This is a genomic window from Agromyces lapidis, assembly GCF_009749405.1.
Classification (GTDB): Bacteria; Actinomycetota; Actinomycetes; order Actinomycetales; family Microbacteriaceae; genus Agromyces; species Agromyces lapidis.
In genome coordinates this window covers 511,866-530,666 of the sequence record NZ_WBIQ01000002.1, presented here as the reverse complement: position 1 = coordinate 530,666, position 18,801 = coordinate 511,866, and the positions used below count along the sequence as shown (strand labels likewise).

Below are 18,801 nucleotides of genomic sequence, written 5' to 3'. Positions count from 1 at the left end.
CCCGCATCCGACGACAGCCGAAAGCAGAGGAACCCATGGCTCTCGACAATCCCGCATTCTCGCGGAACTCCGCCTTCTCGCAGCAGGGAGCCGTGGCCGCAGCGCAAGACCTCTCGGCCCAGCAGCTGCAGGAGATGTACAACCAGCCCACGACGCCGCCCGCGGGCGAGACCATGTCGGTCGAGACGACGATCGGCAAGTCGGTCGTCGGCTTCGGCCTGCTGCTCGTCGGCGCCGCGATCGGCTGGCTGACCGTCGAGAGCCTGCCGTTCCTCTGGATCGGAGCCGGCATCGTCGGCTTCGTGCTCGCCCTCGTCAACACGTTCAAGCGCGAGCCCTCGGCCGGCCTCATCCTCGCCTACGCGGGCGTGCAGGGCGTCTTCGTGGGCGGCATCTCGGCGTGGTACGAGATGATGTACGGCGGCGGCATCGTCGCCCAGGCCGTCATCGCGACGCTCGTGGTCGTGGGCGTCACGCTCGCACTGTTCGCCTCGGGCAAGATCCGCGCCTCGAAGAAGGCGACGAAGGTCTTCCTCATCGCGATGGTCGGCTACCTCGTGTTCTCGCTCGTCAACATGGGCATCATGATCTTCGGCGGCGCCGACAGCAACCCGTGGGGCCTGCGCGGAGCCGACTTCTTCGGCACCGGCATCCCGTTCGGACTCATCCTCGGCGTGCTCGTCGTGATCATGGCGGCCTACTCGCTCGTGCTCGACTTCGACTTCATCCAGCAGGGCGTGCGCAACCGCGCTCCGAAGAAGTACGAGTGGACCGGCGTCTTCGGCATCATGGTCACGGTGATCTGGCTCTACCTCGAGATCCTGCGCATGCTCGCGATCGCGCGCGACTAGCCACCTCGCCGGTCGAGTAGGCGCGCAGCGCCGTATCGAGACCAGAACGGCCGCCCTCGGGCGGCCGTTCGTCGTTTCGGGCGGGCCTTTCGGTCCGGGCCGGGCGGGGCCGTCCACGACTGCTGCCAGACTGGGCGAGTGGGAGTCGTCGAGAACAGCAAGCTCACGGTCGTCGGAGCCGGTGCGGTCGGGTCGAGCCTCGCCTATGCCGCACTCATCAGGGAGTCGGCCGCCGAGGTCGCGCTCTACGACATCGCCGCAGAGAAGGTGGAGGCCGAGGTGCTCGACCTCGCCCACGGCACGCAGTTCACCCGCTCGCGGGTCACGGGCGGAGCCGACCCGGCGGTCGTCGAGGGCTCGCACGTCATCGTCGTCACCGCCGGCGCGAAGCAACTGCCCGGCCAGAGCCGCATGGACCTCGCGGCGACGAACGTCGGGATCCTCGAGCAGTTGATGCCAACGCTCCTCGAGCGCGCACCGGGTGCCGTGATCGTCCTCGTGACCAACCCGGTCGACGTGCTCACCGTCGCCGCCCAGCGCATCACGGGGCTGCCGCCCGAGCGGGTGTTCGGCTCGGGCACGGTGCTCGACACCTCGCGGCTGCGCTGGCTGCTCGCCGAGCGCGCGGGCGTCTCGACCTCGAGCGTGCACGCCAACATCGTCGGCGAGCACGGTGACACCGAGTTCCCACTGTGGTCGGAGGCCCGGATCGGCCCGGTGCCGATCCTCGACTGGGCGGGCGGCGAGTGCTTCACGTCCGACGCGCTCGACGGCATCGCACACCAGGTGCGCGATGCCGCCTACACCGTGATCCGCGGCAAAGGCGCGACCAACTACGCGATCGGGCTCACGGGTGCCCGCATCGTCGAGGCCGTGCTGCGCGACGAACACGCAGTGCTGCCCGTGAGCACGGTGCACGGGCCTGAGATTCCCGAGCTCGAGGGGGTCGCCCTGTCGTTGCCGAGCGTCGTCGACGGCGAGGGCGCGCGACCGATCATCGGAACGCCGCTCTCCGAGCGCGAGCGCGGGCAGCTCGTCGCCTCGGCTGACGCGATCCGCGCGGCCGCGGGGGCGCTCGGCTACTGAGCCGCCGCGCGCCCTCCCGCTCCAGCGCGGGCCGTCCGGCGGCGCGTCGCCTTGCGATGCCGCCGCCGGGTACGCCGAAGGGCGCCGGCCACACGGCCGGCGCCCTTCGCGCACATCAGGAGCGGATCACTCCCACTCGATCGTCCCCGGCGGCTTCGACGTGACGTCGAGCACGACGCGGTTGACCTCGCGCACCTCATTCGTGATGCGGTTCGAGATCTTCGCGAGCACGTCGTAGGGCAGGCGGGTCCAATCGGCGGTCATCGCGTCCTCCGACGAGACGGGACGCAGCACGATCGGGTGGCCGTAGGTGCGGCCGTCGCCCTGCACGCCCACCGAGCGCACATCGGCGAGCAGCACGACCGGGCACTGCCAGATCTCCTGGTCGAGGCCGGCGGCGCTCAGCTCTTCGCGTGCGATCGCGTCGGCGTCGCGCAGCAGCTCGAGCCGGTCGCGGGTGACCTCGCCGACGATGCGGATGCCGAGTCCCGGGCCGGGGAACGGCTGGCGGCCGACGATCGCCTCGGGGAGGCCCAGCTCGCGGCCGATCGCGCGCACCTCGTCCTTGAAGAGGGTGCGCAGCGGCTCGACGAGCTCGAACTGCAGGTCTTCGGGAAGGCCGCCGACGTTGTGGTGGCTCTTGATGTTCGCGGTGCCCGAACCACCGCCCGACTCGACGACGTCGGGATACAGCGTGCCCTGTACGAGGAACTTGATGGGCGTGCCGTCGGCGGCGGCCTCGGCGAGCAGGTCGCGCTCGGCGGCCTCGAACGCGCGGATGAACTCGCGCCCGATGATCTTGCGCTTCTCCTCGGGGTCGGTCACCCCGGCGAGCGCGTCGAGGAACGTGTCCTCGGCGTCGATCGTGACGAGGCGCACGCCAGTCGCGGCGACGTAGTCGTTCTGCACCTGCTCGCGCTCGCCCTTGCGGAGGAGGCCGTGGTCGACGAAGACGGCGGTGAGCTGGTCGCCGACCGCCTGCTGCACGAGCGCCGTCGAGACGGCCGAGTCGACGCCGCCCGAGAGCGCCGAGATGACGCGGGCCGAGCCGACCTGCTCGCGGATTCGGGCGACCTGCTCGGCGATGACGTTGCCCGGGTTCCAGTCAGCGGGGATGCCGGCGGCGCGGTGCAGGAAGTTCTCGATGATGCCCTGGCCGAACGGCGAGTGCTTCACCTCGGGGTGCCACTGCACGCCGTAGAGCTTGCGCTCGTCGTTCGCGAAGGCGGCGACGGGGGTCGAGGCGGTCGAGGCGAGCACCTCGAAGCCCTCGGGCGCGCGCGAGACCGAGTCGCCGTGGCTCATCCAGACGGTCTGCGCGGCGGGCTGCTCGACGAGGAGTGCGTTGCCCGAGGCATCCACGACGCTCGCCTCGGTGGCACCGTACTCGCGCTGGCCGGTGTGCGCGACCTCGCCGCCGAAGTGCTGGGCCATCACCTGGAAGCCGTAGCAGATGCCGAGGGTCGGCACGCCGAGCTCGAGGACGGCCTCGTCGAGGCGGGGCGCACCCTCTTCATAGACCGACGACGGCCCGCCCGAGAGCACGATGCCGATGGGGTTCTTCGCGCGCACCTCGTCGGCCGTGATCGTGTGCGGCACGATCTCGGAATAGACGGATGCCTCGCGCACTCGCCGTGCGATCAGCTGCGCGTACTGCGCGCCGAAGTCGACGACGAGAACGGGCCGCTGCTCGGTCTGCTGGTCGGTCACTACTGGGCCTCCACGGAGTCGGGGGTGGTTTCGGATGCCTCGGGGGCGGCGCTCGCGGCGGCCGCCTCTGCGGATTCGCGGCGGTCGAGGTACGCGGTCACCTCACGCGCGACGCGGACCTCGAGGAAGAACGAGAGGAAGGGGATGATGCCGCCGAGCGCGATCAGGATGAACCGGCCGAAGTGCCAGCGCATGAGGCTCCAGAGCCGGAAGTCGCTGAAGAGGTACACGACGTAGAACCAGCCGTGGGCGATGAGGATGCCGGTGGAGAGATTCACCCCGCTGCCCGTCGATTCGAGGCCGGCCGCCGTCTCGATGACCGGCTCGAAGCTGAGGACGCCGTTGGGGCCGAATGCGAAGAGCTCGAGGTGCCACACGTACTTCAGCAGCATCTCGGCGCAGAGCAGCAGCAGCATGACGCCCGTGATCACCGAGGCGACCTTGTAGAACTTCAGCGCCCCGCGAATGCGCGGCAGATCGGCGGATTTCGGCTCGAGGGGCATGCGTACAGTCTACGTGGCCACGGCTGGGCGCAGACCCAGCAGGAACCGGCCGAGCGTCTCGACCGCATCGTCGATGCCGCGGGCCGGGTCGGACGAGGCGGCGTTCGCGATCGCGACCTCGTTGAGGGCGCCCGAGAGCATGGTCGAGACGGTGTCGAGCGAACGCCCGGCGATGAGCCCCGCGGCGGCGAGCTCGGCGACTCCCTCGTCGAGCAGTCGCACGCTCGTGTCGAGGTCGCCCTCGCGCCACTCGCCCCAGCCGAGCACGGCCGGGCCCTCGATGAGCAGGATCCGGCGCACCTCGGGGGCGAGGCTCGCCTCGAGGAAGGCGCGGCAGCCCGCGAGGAAGTCGGCGAGCACGTCGTCGTGCCCGCTCGATGCGAGCTCGACCGCCGTCGCGACCCCGCGCTGCGCCTGCTCGACGACGGCCTGGAACAGCCCCTGCTTGCTGCCGAAGTGGTGGTAGAGCGCGCCCCGCGTGAGCCCGGCCTCGGCCATCAGGTCGTCGAGCGCGACGCCCGCGTAGCCGTGCTCGGCGAAGCGCGCGGTCGCGACTCGCACGATCTCGGCACGGGTGCGTTCGCGCTGCTCCGCCTTCGTCGCCATGCGGCCCTCCTTTGCTTGACGTACACACTGTACGTCGATCAGGCTATGAATAGATACATACAGTCTGTATGCATCATGACGAAGGAGAAGAGATCATGCTCACCGGCTGCTACCCCGTCCTCTGCACCGCGGATGTCTCCGCGAGCGCGAACTTCTACCGCGAGCACTTCGGCTTCACGACCGTCTTCGAGGCCGACTGGTACGTGAGCCTCCGCCACCCCGACCGCGGGCACGAGCTCGCGCTGCTCGACGCCGGCCACGAGTCGATCCCCGCCGGGTACGGCGAAGCCGCCCGCGGCATGCTCGTGAACCTCGAGGTCGACGACGTCGACGCGCTCGCTGCACGACTCGATGCCGCCGGAGTGCCGACCGTGCAGGCGCTGCGCAGCGAGGCCTTCGGGCAGCGTCACGTGATCGTGCGAGACCCGGGCGGCGTGCTCGTCGACGTGATCACCGAGATCGAGCCCGCTCCCGAGTTCGCAGCTGCGTTCGGCCGCTGAGCCGAGCGGGCGCGCGGCTGCGAACCGGCCGGTTCGGGCGCGCGGCTGCGGTCCGGCCGGTTCGGGCGGCCGATTCGCTCGGGATCAGCCGGCGTCGACGGGTGCGCGTCCGGCGGCGGCCTCGGCCTCCGCCGCTTCCTCCCGCTCGCGCTCGACGGCGTCGCGCACGAGCCGGTACCAGAGATAGATCGCGAAGCCGGCGAACACGACCCACTCGACCGCGTAGAAGATGTTCAGCCAGTTGAGCTCGGTGTTCTGCTGGGGCGGCGGCGAGTAGATGACCTCGAGACCCTCGACCGGCTCGGCTGCGGTCACATACCCGAAGTACACCGGGCGGTCGTCGTAATCGGCCCAGACGTTCACGAGCTGCGCGACCGCGACCGATCGCATGAGGAACGGGTCTTCGTCGTCGGCGGGGGCGACCGGTGCTTCACTCGGCAGGAAGCGACCCACGATCGCCACCCTCTCTTCGGGATCGATCGCGGCGTCGAAGCGATCGGCCGCGGCCTGCGCCACCTGCGCATCGGGCGCCCAGCCGAGCGCGACCGGCAGGCCTCCCTCCGGGGCATCCGCCACTTCGAGATGCGCGACCACCCAATAGCCCGAGGTGCCGTCGTTGCGGCGATCGGCGACCAGCACGGTGTCGCCCGGCACGAATGCCCCGGCGACCTCGACCTTCTGCCCGGTCACGGCCTGCGCGGTCGGAGCGCCGGGCTCAGCGACACCCGCGAACGCCCTGAGCTCCTCGGTCGGATGCTCGACCACCTCGGCCTGTTCGACGGCCCGTTCGAGCTGCCACTGTCCGAGCACTGCGAACGCGGCGGCGGTCCCGAGTGCGGCGACGAGCGCGAGCACCCAGCGCGGACGGACCATCATGCGCAGGGTGGCGCGCCGGGACTCGGTTGACACGATGGACAAGCCTACCCGGCCCCACCTGTGCGTGCCCTCGGCCCCAGCGGGGCTCTCGCAGCGCGGGCGCTCAGTCGACCTCGACGATGTCGGGCGCCTCGAGCCGCACCCGGTCGGCCGACTCGTCGTCAGGCTGCTCCTGCGAGGCCCGTTCGGCGGCGACGCGCTGGAGGTAGCGTTCGACCTCGAGCGTCTCGCGCGCCGCGTCCCAGCCGAGCACCTCGCCCATCAGCTTCGCCGCGACCGGCGCGGCCGAGACCCCGCGGTCCCACGCCTCGATCGAGATGCGGGTGCGCCGGGCGAGCACGTCGTCGAGGTGCAGCGCGCCCTCGTGCGAGGCCGCGTAGACGACCTCGGCGGCGAGGTAGTCGTCGGCACCCGGCAGTGGTTCGCCGAGCTTCGGGTCGCTGCGGATCAGGTCGAGCAGCTCGTCGGTCATCGTGCCGTACCGGTTCAGCAGGTGCTCGATACGCACCTTGTGCACGTCGAAGGCCCGCGCGATCTTGCCGCGCTTGTTCCACGCCGCCTGGTAGCCCTCGGCGCCGAGCAGGGGGATGTCCTGCGTCGTCGACGGCGGGACGCGGCCGTCGAGGGCGTCGACGGCCGCGTCGATCGCGTCCTTGGCCATCACCCGGTACGTCGTCCACTTGCCGCCGGCGATGACGACGAGCCCCGGCACGGTGTGCGCCACGAGGTGCTCTCGCGAGAGCTTCGAGGTCTGGTCGCTCTCGCCGGCGAGCAGCGGGCGGAGCCCCGCGTACACGCCCTCGACGTCTTCGCGGGTGAGCGGGATGGAGAGCACCCGGTTGACGTGCTCGAGCAGGTAGTCGATGTCGGCGGCGGTCGCCGCCGGGTGCGCCTTGTCGAGGTTCCAGTCGGTGTCGGTCGTGCCGATGAGCCAGTGACGGCCCCACGGGATCACGAACAGCACGCTCTTCTCGGTGCGGAAGATCATGCCCATCGCCGACTGGATCCGGTCGCGCGGCACGACGAGGTGGATGCCCTTCGACGCCCGCACCTTGAAGGTGCCGCGTTCGCCGACCATGCGCTGCGTGTCGTCGGTCCAGACGCCCGTGGCGTTCACGACCTGCTTCGCGCGCACCTCGAAGTGCTCGTCGGTCTCGAGGTCGTGCGCGGTCACTCCCACGACGCGCTCCCCCACCTTGATGAAGCCGTCGACCTTCACGCGGGTCGCGACGTGGGCGCCGTAGAAGCTCGCGGTCCGCGCGAGGGATGCCACGTAGCGGGCGTCGTCGACCTGGGCGTCGTAGTACGTGAGACCGCCGACGAGCGCGTTCGGGGCGAGCGAGGGGATGGCCCGCTGCACCTGCCGCTTCGAGAGGTGCCGGTGGTGCGGCACGCCCGGAGGCCGGCCGCCCGTGTAGCTGAAGATGTCGTACAGCAGCATGCCGGCGCCCACGTAGCAGCGCTCGATGACGCGCTTCTGCAGCGGGTACAGGAATCGGACCGGCTTCACGAGGTGCGGCGCGATGCGCTGCAGGAGGAGTCCTCGTTCGATGAGCGCCTCGCGCACGAGACGGAAGTCGAGCTGCTCGAGATAGCGGATGCCGCCGTGCACGAGTTTCGACGAACGGCTCGAGGTGCCCGAGGCCCAGTCTCGGGCCTCGAGGAGCCCGGTCGAGAGCCCGCGGGTGACGGCGTCGAGCGCGGCACCCGTGCCGACGATGCCGCCGCCCACGACGAGGATGTCGAGCTCTTTCTCCTTGAGCCGGGCGATCGCGGCCGCGCGCTCCTCGGGTCCGAGCTTCTGCGAACGCGTCACCGACTTGTTCCGAGCCATCGTGCCACCCCATCCCCGCGGCCTCGTGGCTGGGCCGCGTGATCCGTTTCCACGCTACCCGAGACCCCGGCGAACGAGTAGAGCCGGTGGCGACGAACCGGGATCCGGCCGGGCGACGACCCACGAGGCCGCCGCGGCGACCGCGCTACGAACCGAGGTACGGCTCGACGATGACCTCCACGCGCTGGAACTCCTTCAGGTCGGAGTATCCCGTCGTCGCCATCGAGCGGCGGAGTGCGCCCACGAGGTTCGCGGTGCCGTCGGCGGCCGGGGCCGGCCCGTAGAGCACCTCTTCGAGGGGCGCGACCTGTCCGACGTGCACGCGCCGTCCGCGCGGGAGCTTCGGGTGATGCGCCTCGGCGCCCCAGTGGTAGCCGCCGCCCGGGGCATCCGTCGCGCGCGCGAGCGCCGCACCCAGCATGACCGCGTCGGCGCCGCAGGCGATCGCCTTCACGATGTCGCCGCCGGTGCCGACGCCGCCGTCTGCGATGACGTGCACGTAGCGGCCGCCCGACTCGTCGAGGTAGTCGCGGCGAGCGCCCGCGACGTCGGCGACCGCCGTCGCCATGGGGGCGTGGATGCCGAGGGTCGCGCGCGTCGTCGAGGCCGCGCCGCCGCCGAAGCCGACGAGCACGCCGGCCGCGCCCGTGCGCATGAGGTGGAGGGCGGCCGTGTAGGTCGCAGCACCGCCCACGATCACCGGCACGTCGAGCTCGTAGATGAACTTCTTGAGGTTCAGCGGCTCCTGGTTCTTCGAGACGTGCTCGGCCGACACCGTGGTGCCGCGGATCACGAAGAGGTCGACGCCCGCGGCGACGACGGTCTCGTACAGCTCTTGCGTGCGCTGCGGCGAGAGCGCCGCGGCGACGGTGACGCCGGCGGCGCGGATCTCGGCGAGGCGGGCCGTGACGAGCTCGGGCTTGATCGGCGCGGAGTAGAGCTGCTGCATGCGCTCGGTCGCACGATCGGCCGGGTGGCTGCGGATCTCCGCGAGGACGGGTGCGGGGTCGTCGTAGCGGGTCCAGAGGCCCTCGAGGTCGAGCACGCCGAGGCCGCCGAGCTTGCCCATCATGATCGCCGTCTGCGGCGAGACGACCGAGTCCATCGGCGCGGCGATGAACGGGATGTCGAACTGATAGGCGTCGATCGCCCAGCCGACCGAGACGTCTTCGGGGTCGCGCGTGCGCCGGCTCGGCACGATCGCGATGTCGTCGAATGCGTATACGCGCCGGCCCCGCTTGGAGCGGCCGATCTCGATCTCTTGGCTCACCGTCCCAGCCTACCGGTCGCTCCCGGAAGCGCCCGAGCCCGCGGTATCGCGCGGCTCAGCCGCCGGCCCGAGCGCCGGGCACGAGACGCGCGGCGACCTCCCGCGCGAGCGCATCGGGGTGCTCGTCGGGTGCCGACTCGATCGCGCCCGAGTTCCAGAGGGTGGCGAAGCCGTGCACGATCGACCAGGCGGCGAGGCGGTCGGCCCTGGCCTCGCCGAGGGCGCCGACCGCCCCCGAGGCGAGGATGCTCCCGGCCCGGTCGCGCGCGGCCTCGAGCGCGGGGTCGTCGGGGCGCAGCAGTTCGGTGCGGAACATCACCGCGAACCGGCCGGGCTCCTCGGTCGCGAAGCGCACGTAGGCGACTCCGGCCTCGACGAAGTCGGTGCCGGCGGCACCGAGCGCGTCGGCGAGGCGCTCGAAGCCGTCGGCGGCGATCGCCGTGAGCAGGCCCGAGCGGTCGCCGAAGTGGTGGGCGGGTGCGGCGTGCGAGACGCCGGCACGGCGCGCGAGCTCGCGGAGACTCAGCGCGTCGACGCCGCGCTCGTCGATCGCGGCCGCCGCCTCGTCGATCAGGGTCTCGCGGAGCCGGCCGTGGTGGTACGCCATGCGCCAAGACTAGAACCCAGAACTAGCCATTGACAAGTTTGGGGATCCGGCCTATCTTGACACTGACAAGTTCACGAGATGGGAGTCTCCGATGCACCGCACTCCGAGCGACACGGCCGCGTCCGACGACGCACGGCTCGTCCGCGCCGACCGAACCGTGCCGACGCCGCGCGGCCCTTGGGCCAGCACCTTCCTCTCCCCCGTGCCGATCGCCTTCGCCGTCGGCATCGCCGCGACCGCCCTCCTCGGCGCCCTCGGCGTTCCGGCGCTCGGCAACTGGCCGGCGTGGCTCACGGGCGGCCTCGTCCTGATGTTCCTCATGGGCGCGATCGGGCGGCTCGTGCCCACGGTGCGCGCCGAGCTCGTCGCCATGGTGCCGCCGCGGCTGCCCCGGCCCGAGCTCATCGTCGCGGCCACCGGCGTGCTCGAGACCGCCGGCGCGATCGGGCTGCTGCTCCCGCCGACGCACCGCCTCGCGGCGCTCTGCCTCGCGCTGCTGCTCGTGGCCGTGTTCCCCGCGAACGTGCACGCCGCCCGTTCGAACCGCGACGCGTCGCCCCTCGTGCCCCGCACGATCGAGCAGCTCGTCTTCGTTGCGGCGTGCCTCGCAGTCGCGTTCGCCTGACGGGCCTCGTCGCGGGCCGGGCGGAGCTCACTCCCGGTCCTCTCCCGATCGTGGAGCGTGCACGAGACCCGCACCCTCCGGAGCCGACGGGCGCGGCTCGTCGACGAGAGGCGCGCGGCGGTCCGAGTCGACCGATCCTCGCCGACGTTGCCCGCGCGCCGACTGCACGACCGCGAGGGCGGCCGCCACGAGCACGAGCAGGAACCCCGACACCGGCGCTGCAGCCACCCCGATCAGCGCGATCGCGAGCAGGGCGATGCTCACCGACCACGGCAGTCGCCCGGTGAGCTCGAGGGCGGTCGCCGCCAGGCCCGTGGCCAACCCGAAGAACCCGGTCATCAAGAACCAGAGCGCCACTTCGAGCTCGATCGTCATCGCCCCGTACCAGCCGTCGGCGACCGCCGCGGCCAGCGCCGGCGCGGAGGCGAGCACTCCGACCGTGGTGTGCAGTGCGCACACGATGATGAGCGCCGGTCCCGCGATCGCCGTCGGCCGGTTCTTCCTCAGTCTCGTCATGCCGACCAGTCTTGGCTGCGGCAACCTTTCGGCGCCTCACCCGATCGGGTGAGGCGACTCGGCCCGTCCGACGACGAGCCGCGTGACTCGCAGCGCCCCTAGCGGGCTCGAGCGACGCGCCCCTCGTCCCACACGGGGGCATCCGTCTCGATGACCTCGCCCGACTGGGCGAAGACCACGAAGCGATCGAAGCTGCGGGTGAACCAGCGGTCGTGGGTGACCGCGAGCACCGTGCCGTCGAAGCGCTCGAGCGCCTCCTCGAGCGCCTCGGCCGACACGAGGTCGAGGTTGTCGGTCGGTTCGTCGAGCAGCAGCAGCGTCGCCCCCGAGAGTTCGAGCAACAGGATCTGCAGTCGCGCCTGCTGCCCGCCAGAGAGCTGCTCGAAGTCCTGCAGCGCCGCACCCGCGAGCCCGTAGCGGTCGAGCGCCGAGCTCGCGGCCTCGCGCGCCATCCCCTCCCGGTTGGCATCACCGCGGTGCAGGATGTCGAGGAGCGTGCGCCCCCGGAACTCGGGATGCTCGTGGTTCTGCGCGAACCAGCCCGGCACGACCCGCGCCCCGAGCACCGCGCGACCCTCGTGCGGCACCCGCGCGAGCGTCTCACCCACGCTCGTCACGTGTCCGAGCGTGCGATCGGGCTCGGTGCCGCCGCCCGCGAGCAGCCGCAGGAAGTGCGACTTGCCCGAGCCGTTCGAGCCGAGCACCGCGACGCGGTCGCCGTACCAGACCTCGAGATCGAACGGTCGCATGAGCCCCGTGAGCTCGAGCTCCTCGCAGACGATCGAGCGCTTGCCGGTGCGCGAGCCCCGCAGCCGCATCGACACCGCCTGCGCGGGCGGACGCTCCTCGGGCGGGCCGGCCTCCTCGAACTTGCGCAGCCGGGTGACCGCGGCCTGGTACCGCGAGGCCATGCCGTCGTTGTACGTCGCCTTCACCTTGAGCGTGTTCACGAGCGTCTTCAGGGCCGCGTGCTGCTCGTCCCAGCGTCGGCGCAGTTCGTCGAGTCGGGCGAACCGCTCGTCGCGCGCCGCGTGATACCCCTCGAAGCTGCCGCCGTGCACCCAGGCGGTGTTGCCGGCCGCGCCGAGCTCGATCGTGACGATGCGGTCGGCGGCGCGCGCGAGCAGCTCACGGTCGTGCGAGACGAGCAGAACGGTCTTCGGCGTCTGGCGCAGCTGCTCCTCGAGCCAGCGCTTGCCCGGCACGTCGAGCGAGTTGTCGGGCTCGTCGAGGAGCAGCACCTGCTCGGGCCCGCGGAACAGGGCCTCGAGGGCGAGCCGCTTCTGCTCGCCGCCCGAGAGCGTCGAGAGCTCGCGCCACTTCGCACGTTCGAACGGGATGCCGAGCGCCGCGAGGGTGCAGTGGTCCCACACCACCTCCTGCTCGTAGCCGCCGGCCTCGGCGTACTCGGCGAGCGCGGTCGCGTACCGCATCTGCGCGTCGGTGTCGTCGCGCTCGATGAGCGCGTTCTCGGATGCCTCGAGTTCGAGTGCGGCGGCCTTGATGCGCGCCGGCGCCACCGAGACGAGCAGGCCCGCGACCGTGGCATCCGCGCCGTCGACCGTCTGCCCGGTGCCGATGAACTGGTCCATCACCCCGAGGCCGCCGTCGAGCTGCACGCTGCCCTCGTCGGGGCGGAGCTCGCCGCGGATGATCCGCAGCAGCGTCGACTTGCCGGCGCCGTTCGCGCCGATGAGCGCCGTCGTCGCGCCGTCGGTGACGCGGAACGCGAGGCGGGCGAGCAGCGGCCGCCCGTCGGGAAGGGAGAAGGAGACGCCGTTGACGTCGATGAAGCCCATTGCTCGGTGATCCGATCGGTCGGCGACCTGACTCGGGACACCCGCGGCCGCGCCGCCCGAAGGGCAGCCGATCAGAATACAAGCTCAGCGCCACCCCTGCCACCCCGAGCCGTTCTGCGGCAAGCTGGAGGCATGCATCGCATCGCCGCAGAGCCTCTCGACGTCCTCCGCACCCGTACGAGCGAGAAGTGGCGCCACTACGACGCCGACGTGCTGCCGCTGCCCGTCGCCGAGATGGACTACCCGCTCGCCGAGCCGATTGCGGCCGCCCTGCACGCCGCGATCGACCGATCCGACACGGGCTACGCCGCCGGCAGCCGGGGCGTGGCCGAGGCATTCGTGCCGTTCGCCGCGGAACGGCTCGGCTGGCAAGTCGACCCGGCGCGGGTGACCTGCACGGGCGACGTTGCCATGGGCCTCGTCGAGGTGCTGCGCCAGGTGACCGAGCCCGGCGACGGGGTGGTCATCACGCCGCCCATCTATCCCCCGTTCTTCGACATCGTGACCGAGGCCTCCGCCCGCGTCGTCGAGGTGCCCATGCTCGGCGGCATCGACGAGGGCTGGTCGCTCGACCTCGACGGCATCGAGGCCGCCTTCGCGGCGGGCGCGCGGGCGATGGTCCTCTGCAACCCGCACAACCCGATCGGGCTCGTGCCGGCCCGCGAACAGCTCGCCGCACTCGCCGACGTCGCAGCGCGACACGGGGTGACGATCGTCTCCGACGAGGTGCACGGACCGCTCGCACAGCCCGGCACCGGGTACACGCCGTTCCTCACCGTCTCCGACGCCGCCCGCGAGCACGGCATCACCGTGACCGCGGCCTCGAAGGCGTTCAACCTCGCCGGGCTCAAGGCCGCGATGGTCGTCACCGGTTCCGACCGCGGCGACGCGGTGCGCCGCGCGTTCCCCTACGAGGTCGAGTGGCGCATGAGCCAGTTCGGCTCTATCGCCTCGGTGGCCGCATTCCGCGAGGGCGGGCACTGGCTCGACGGCGTGCTCGCGAGCCTCGACGACAACCGGCGACTGCTCGCCGAGCTCCTCGCCGACGAACTGCCGGGCGTGCGGTACCGCATCCCCGACGCGACCTACCTCGCGTGGCTCGACCTCTCGGCCCTCGGCTGGGGCGATGATCCCGCGGCCTTCGCCCTCGAGCACGCGCGGGTCGCGCTCGGCGTCGGCACGATGTTCGGCGCAGAGGTCGGGCGCGGGCACGTGCGCCTGAACTTCGCGTGCACGCCCGAGGTGCTCGGCGAGGCGGTCACCCGGCTCGCCGATGCCGCCGCGAGCGCGCCGTCGTCGTAGTGCGCCGACCTCCCGGCGACGCCGATGAGCTCCCCGATTCAGGACATCGACGCCAGGTCAGGACGGAATCCGCATCATCGTCCTGAGCAGCCACCGATCTCCTGAATCGAGAACGGCAGGACGATGAACGACGAAGATCGGGCACGAGGCATCCGCCTCGCCGACCCGTCCGACGCTGCGACCGCAGCGCGGCTGCAGGTCGAGTTCGCGGTCGAGTTCGACACGCCGACGCCGAGCCGCGACGTGCTCGAGCCGCGCTTCCGTCGGCTGATCGCCGACCCCGACGGGTTCGTGCTGTTCGCCGGCGACGGCGCCGAGCCCACCGGCTACGCCGTGGTCACGCTGCGGCCGACGGTGTACTGCGAAGGCCCGCTGGCGGTGCTCGACGAGCTGTACGTCGTGCCGGCGCTGCGCGGTGCGGGCATCGGCACGGCCCTGCTCGAACACGCCATCGACGAGGTGCTCCGGCGCGGCGGCGGCGAGATGCACATCAACGTCGACGAAGACGACACCGACGCCCGCAGGTTCTACGAACGCCACGGCTTCGTGAACATCGAACCGGGCACCGACTCCCGCATGCTCTGCTACATCCGGGAACTCGAGTAGCCGCGACGCCGGGACCGGCGCTCAGGGGCGCCTGTGCCGCGGATCAGCGCGTGTAGTTCGGCGCCTCGACGACGATCTGCACGTCGTGCGGGTGCGACTCCTTGAGGCCCGCGGGGGTGATCCGCACGAAGCGGCCCTTCGTCTTCAGCTCCTCGATGGTGCGCGCGCCGACGTAGAACATCGACTGACGCAGTCCGCCGATGAGCTGGTAGGCCACAGCCGAGAGCGGGCCGCGGTAGGGCACCTGGCCCTCGATGCCCTCGGGGATCAGCTTGTCGTCGGTCGGAACGTCGGCCTGGAAGTAGCGGTCCTTCGAGTACGAGGTCTTCTTGCCGCGGGTCTGCATCGCGCCGAGCGATCCCATGCCGCGGTAGGCCTTGAACTGCTTGCCGTTCTGGAACACGAGCTCACCCGGGCTCTCGGCCGTGCCCGCGAGCAGCGAACCGAGCATGACGGTGTCGGCGCCGGCGACGAGCGCCTTCGCGATGTCGCCCGAGTACTGCAGGCCGCCGTCGGCGATGAGCGGCACCCCGACGGGCTTGGTCGCCTTGGATGCCTCGTACACGGCCGTGACCTGCGGCACGCCGACGCCGGCGACGACGCGGGTGGTGCAGATCGAACCGGGCCCGACGCCGACCTTGACGGCGTCCGCGCCGGCCTCGACGAGCGCCTTCGCACCCTCGTAGGTCGCGACGTTGCCGCCGATGACGTCGATGTGGGCGAAGCTCGGGTCGGCCTTCAGCCGGCGGATGATGTCGAGCACGCCGGCCGACTCGCCGTTCGCGGTGTCGACGACGATGACGTCGACCCCCGCGTCGCGGACGGCCTCGGCGCGCTCCCACGCCTCGCCGAAGAAGCCGATGGCCGCGCCGACGCGGAGCCGCCCCTCGGAGTCCTTGGTGGCGTTCGGGTACTGCTCGGACTTGTCGAAGTCCTTCACGGTGATGAGCCCGGTGAGGTGGCCCTCGTCGTCGACGAGCGGCAGCTTCTCGACCTTGTGCTCGGCGAAGATCGCGAGCGCCTCGTCGGGGTTCATGCCGACGCGCCCCGTGATGAGCGGCATCTTGGTCATGACGTCGCTGACCTTCGTGGCCGGCTTGTCGAAGTCGGAGACGAAGCGCATGTCGCGGTTCGAGATGATGCCGACGAGCTTGCCGTCGTCGTCGACGACGGGGAGGCCGCTGACCCGGTAGGTCGCGCAGAGCGCGTCGACGTCGGCGACCGAGGCGTCGGGAGTGGTGGTGACCGGATTCGAGACCATGCCCGACTCGCTGCGCTTCACGCGGTCGACCATCTCGGCCTGGTCGGCGATGGAGAGGTTGCGGTGCAGGATGCCGATGCCGCCCTGGCGCGCCATGGCGATCGCCATGCGCGACTCGGTCACGGTGTCCATCGCGGCCGACAGCAGCGGCGTCGCGACGGTGATGCGACGCGTGAGCCTCGAGCTCGTGTCGGCGTCGCTCGGGATCACGTCGGTGTGACCGGGCAGGAGGAGGACGTCGTCGTACGTGAGTCCCGTGAATCCGAACGGATCTGCCTGATCCATGACTTCCCTTCGTGTCGAGTGAACCCGCGCGCAGCGCATGTTCGGCGCATCGGCGGTGCATCAATGTTAAGCGAGTTTGCACCGCGGGCATTCCCCGGATAACAATCGAGGGCCTGTTGTGCTCATGTCGGAAACACATGGGACATAATCGGCACGTACCGTCGACGACGTCGTCAACGGGAAAGGATCGGTCCCGGAGGTCCAAAACGCCTCCGGTGACCCCTTGGAGGTGCAGTGGAACCCACGAGAACAATCCAGACACGCTCTCGCGGGAGGTGGCTTCTCCTCCTCGGAATACTTCTGTCCGCACTCACTCTGTCCGGCATCGCAGCGTCCCCTGCGATGGCGGAGGATGGGAGTACGGCCTCGGAGTCCGAGGAGTACGAATACCACTTCCGTGGAAACGTGCAGTACAACGGCGAGCCGCTCGAAGGAGTGGGCATATCGCTCGAGGGAAACGGCTTCGAAGCCGAGACCGAGACGGATGCCGACGGCCGCTGGGAGATCGGCGTACCCGAGAAGGGCACCTACGAGGTGACCCTCGACGAGGACACGCTGCCCGAAGGGGTGGTCGTCGCCGAGGGCGGTGCGACCCGTGAGGCCGAGTTCGGCCTCACGAAGAACGCCTCGGTGAACTTCTTCCTCGGCGAGGGCACCCGTGTCACGGTGAGCTTCTTCGACCAGTTCGCGCAACGACTGTTCAACGGCATCAACTTCGGTCTGCTGCTGGCGCTCGCCGCGATCGGTCTCTCGCTCATCTTCGGCACGACGGGGCTCTCGAACTTCGCGCACGCCGAGCTCATCACCTTCGGTGCGCTCATGGTGCTCACCTTCGGGTCGAACCTCGGCTGGCCGTTGTGGGCGGCGATCGGCATCGCGCTGCTGCTCAGCGCGGCCCTCGGCTGGGGGCTCGACGCCGCCATCTGGAAGCCGTTGCGAAGGAAGGGCGTCGGCGTCATCCAACTCATGATCGTGAGCATCGGCCTCTCGCTCGCGCTGCGCTACACGTACCAGTTCTTCTACGGCGGCTCGACGAGCCAGCTGCCCGGCGCGACCCTGCCGAGCGACATCCGCATCGGCCCGATCGCCCTCTCGTGGGTCGACCTCCTGAGCATGGGCGTCAGCATCGTCGTGCTCCTCGCGGTCGCGTTCTTCCTGCTGCGCACGCGCATCGGCAAGGCGACCCGCGCGGTCTCCGACAACGCCAGCCTCGCCTCGGCGAGCGGCATCGACGTCGACGGGGTCATCCGCATCGTCTGGGTGCTCGGCGCACTGCTGGCCGGCCTCTCGGGCATCCTCTGGGCGTACTTCCGCCCGGGCGTCAGCTGGGACATGGGCTTCCAGATCCTGCTGCTCGTCTTCGCAGCGGTCACCCTCGGCGGACTCGGCACCGCGTTCGGCGCCCTCGTCGGCTCGCTCATCGTGGGCGTGTTCGTCGAGCTGTCGACCCTGTGGCTGCCGAGCGACATGAAGTACGTGGGCGCCTTGGTCATCCTGATCCTGGTGCTGCTGTTCCGGCCGCAGGGCATCCTGGGCCGTCGAGAGCGAATCGGATAGGAGGGGACGACCATGATCGACTGGGGAGCAATCTTCGGAAACGCGGCCGTCGAGCTGATCAGCCCGACGACAGCCGCCTACGCGCTCGCCGCGCTGGGTCTGGCGATCCACTTCGGCTTCACCGGCCTGCTGAACTTCGGCCAGGCGGGATTCATGCTGCTCGGCGCCTACGGCTACGCCATCCCGGCGCTGAAGCTCGGCTGGCCCTGGTGGGCCTGCCTGCTCAGCGCACTGCTGGCCTCCGTGGTGTTCGCACTCATCCTCGGTATCCCGACGCTGCGATTGCGCGCCGACTATCTCGCGATCGTGACGATCGCCGCAGCCGAGGTACTGAGGCTCGTGTTCACGACGAACGAGTTCCAGCCGGTGACCGGTTCGGCCAACGGACTCTCCGAGTTCCAGGCCGGGCTGCTCGAGTTCAACCCGTTCCCGCCCGGGCGCTACGGCTTCGGCCCGTGGGTGTTCGACAACCGGGTGTGGTTCTTCCTCGTGCTCGCCTGGGTCGTCGTCGCGCTCGCCGCCCTGCTCACCTGGCTGCTGATGCGCAGCCCGTGGGGCCGCGTCATCAAGGGCATCCGCGAGGACGAGGACGCCGTGCGCTCGCTCGGCAAGAACGTCTACTCGTACAAGATGCAGAGCCTCATCCTCGGCGGACTCTTCGGCACCCTCGCCGGCATCATCTTCGTGATGCCGCGTGCGGTCGTGCCGTCGTACTTCCAGCCGACGCTGACCTTCATGGTCTACGCCATCCTGCTGCTCGGCGGCGCCGCGACCATCCTCGGGCCGATCGTCGGCTCGATGGTGTTCTGGGTGCTGCTCTCCTTCTTCTCGGGCTTCATCTCCCGAGCGGTCGAGGCGGGCTGGTTCCCGTTCATGACGCAGGTGCAGGCCGGTCAGCTCCGCTTCATCCTCGTCGGCATCGCGATCATGCTGATCGTCATATTCATGCCGCAGGGCCTCCTCGGAAATCGGAAGGAGCTGGCTTTTGTCAAGTGATGCCACTCCCA

Annotated in this window: 18 protein-coding genes; 8 read left to right on the top strand and 10 right to left on the bottom strand. The window is 70.5% G+C overall.

The features are described 5' to 3' along the window. Nucleotides 1–35 precede the first annotated feature (35 nt). Together GQQ93_RS05825 and GQQ93_RS05820 are read left to right on the top strand one after the other, a co-directional pair. Nucleotides 36–851, top strand: a complete 816-nt coding sequence (locus GQQ93_RS05825) for a Bax inhibitor-1/YccA family protein (RefSeq protein WP_157423268.1) — start codon at nt 36–38, stop codon at nt 849–851. Between the two features lie 138 nt (nt 852–989). After that, nucleotides 990–1,937 (top strand): L-lactate dehydrogenase, encoded by a 948-nt coding sequence (locus tag GQQ93_RS05820; RefSeq protein WP_157423267.1) that lies wholly within the window; start codon nt 990–992, stop codon nt 1,935–1,937. 126 nt (nt 1,938–2,063) lie between these two features. Here GQQ93_RS05820 and guaA read toward each other — a convergent pair whose 3' ends face one another. The 3 genes from guaA to GQQ93_RS05805 are packed head-to-tail and all read right to left on the bottom strand — an operon-like array spanning nt 2,064 to nt 4,756. Beyond that, nucleotides 2,064–3,647, bottom strand: coding sequence for a glutamine-hydrolyzing GMP synthase (guaA, locus tag GQQ93_RS05815; RefSeq protein ID WP_157423266.1), 1,584 nt, complete (start codon nt 3,645–3,647; stop codon nt 2,064–2,066). Further along, nucleotides 3,647–4,150 carry a DUF3817 domain-containing protein gene (locus tag GQQ93_RS05810; protein ID WP_157423265.1) on the bottom strand — a complete coding sequence of 168 codons (504 nt, stop codon included), beginning with the start codon at nt 4,148–4,150 and terminating at the stop codon, nt 3,647–3,649. The genes guaA and GQQ93_RS05810 overlap by 1 nt, the downstream gene beginning before the upstream one ends. A 9-nt stretch (nt 4,151–4,159) precedes the next feature. After that, nucleotides 4,160–4,756 (bottom strand): TetR/AcrR family transcriptional regulator, encoded by a 597-nt coding sequence (locus GQQ93_RS05805; RefSeq protein WP_157423264.1) that lies wholly within the window; start codon nt 4,754–4,756, stop codon nt 4,160–4,162. 68 nt (nt 4,757–4,824) lie between these two features. Here GQQ93_RS05805 and GQQ93_RS05800 point away from each other — a divergent pair, with 68 nt between their 5' ends. Then, nucleotides 4,825–5,256, top strand: a complete 432-nt coding sequence (locus GQQ93_RS05800; protein ID WP_246192106.1) for a VOC family protein — start codon at nt 4,825–4,827, stop codon at nt 5,254–5,256. An 84-nt stretch (nt 5,257–5,340) separates the two neighbouring features. Here the strand turns inward: GQQ93_RS05800 and GQQ93_RS05795 are convergent, their stop codons facing one another. From GQQ93_RS05795 to GQQ93_RS05780, 4 genes are all read right to left on the bottom strand, one after another. Further along, nucleotides 5,341–6,165, bottom strand: a complete 825-nt coding sequence (locus GQQ93_RS05795; protein WP_246192104.1) for an SURF1 family protein — start codon at nt 6,163–6,165, stop codon at nt 5,341–5,343. A 70-nt stretch (nt 6,166–6,235) separates the two neighbouring features. Next, nucleotides 6,236–7,966, bottom strand: coding sequence for a glycerol-3-phosphate dehydrogenase/oxidase (locus GQQ93_RS05790; protein ID WP_212277258.1), 1,731 nt, complete (start codon nt 7,964–7,966; stop codon nt 6,236–6,238). Between the two features lie 145 nt (nt 7,967–8,111). Continuing rightward, nucleotides 8,112–9,236 carry a GuaB3 family IMP dehydrogenase-related protein gene (locus GQQ93_RS05785; RefSeq protein WP_157423263.1) on the bottom strand — a complete coding sequence of 375 codons (1,125 nt, stop codon included), beginning with the start codon at nt 9,234–9,236 and terminating at the stop codon, nt 8,112–8,114. Between the two features lie 55 nt (nt 9,237–9,291). Further along, a complete protein-coding gene (locus tag GQQ93_RS05780) occupies nt 9,292–9,843 on the bottom strand; it encodes a TetR/AcrR family transcriptional regulator (protein WP_157423262.1) in 552 nt (183 codons plus the stop codon). 91 nt (nt 9,844–9,934) lie between these two features. Here GQQ93_RS05780 and GQQ93_RS05775 point away from each other — a divergent pair, with 91 nt between their 5' ends. Next, complete coding sequence (locus GQQ93_RS05775) at nt 9,935–10,468, top strand: DoxX family protein (protein WP_157423261.1); 534 nt, start codon at nt 9,935–9,937, stop codon at nt 10,466–10,468. Nucleotides 10,469–10,495: 27 nt separating this feature from the next. Here the strand turns inward: GQQ93_RS05775 and GQQ93_RS05770 are convergent, their stop codons facing one another. Beyond that, nucleotides 10,496–10,984: a DUF6463 family protein gene (locus tag GQQ93_RS05770; RefSeq protein ID WP_157423260.1), complete on the bottom strand. Its 489-nt coding sequence runs from the start codon at nt 10,982–10,984 to the stop codon at nt 10,496–10,498. 98 nt (nt 10,985–11,082) lie between these two features. Beyond that, nucleotides 11,083–12,783, bottom strand: coding sequence for an ABC-F family ATP-binding cassette domain-containing protein (locus tag GQQ93_RS05765; RefSeq protein ID WP_157423259.1), 1,701 nt, complete (start codon nt 12,781–12,783; stop codon nt 11,083–11,085). A 132-nt stretch (nt 12,784–12,915) separates the two neighbouring features. Here GQQ93_RS05765 and GQQ93_RS05760 point away from each other — a divergent pair, with 132 nt between their 5' ends. Both GQQ93_RS05760 and GQQ93_RS05755 read left to right on the top strand, forming a co-directional pair. Continuing rightward, nucleotides 12,916–14,085, top strand: coding sequence for a MalY/PatB family protein (locus tag GQQ93_RS05760; protein ID WP_157423258.1), 1,170 nt, complete (start codon nt 12,916–12,918; stop codon nt 14,083–14,085). Nucleotides 14,086–14,208: 123 nt separating this feature from the next. Further along, on the top strand, nt 14,209–14,691 hold the full coding sequence (locus GQQ93_RS05755; RefSeq protein ID WP_157423257.1) for a GNAT family N-acetyltransferase: 483 nt from the start codon (nt 14,209–14,211) through the stop codon (nt 14,689–14,691). Between the two features lie 43 nt (nt 14,692–14,734). Here GQQ93_RS05755 and guaB read toward each other — a convergent pair whose 3' ends face one another. Beyond that, nucleotides 14,735–16,237: an IMP dehydrogenase gene (gene guaB / locus GQQ93_RS05750; protein WP_157423256.1), complete on the bottom strand. Its 1,503-nt coding sequence runs from the start codon at nt 16,235–16,237 to the stop codon at nt 14,735–14,737. 405 nt (nt 16,238–16,642) lie between these two features. Between guaB and GQQ93_RS05745 the strand changes: the two genes are divergently transcribed. Then, entirely contained in the window at nt 16,643–17,794 is a 1,152-nt protein-coding gene (locus tag GQQ93_RS05745) for an ABC transporter permease subunit (protein WP_343032742.1), read from the top strand. A 15-nt stretch (nt 17,795–17,809) separates the two neighbouring features. After that, the gene (locus tag GQQ93_RS05740; RefSeq protein WP_157423393.1) at nt 17,810–18,790 is read left to right on the top strand and encodes a branched-chain amino acid ABC transporter permease; all 981 of its coding nucleotides are present in this window, start codon (nt 17,810–17,812) and stop codon (nt 18,788–18,790) included. Nucleotides 18,791–18,801 lie beyond the last annotated feature (11 nt).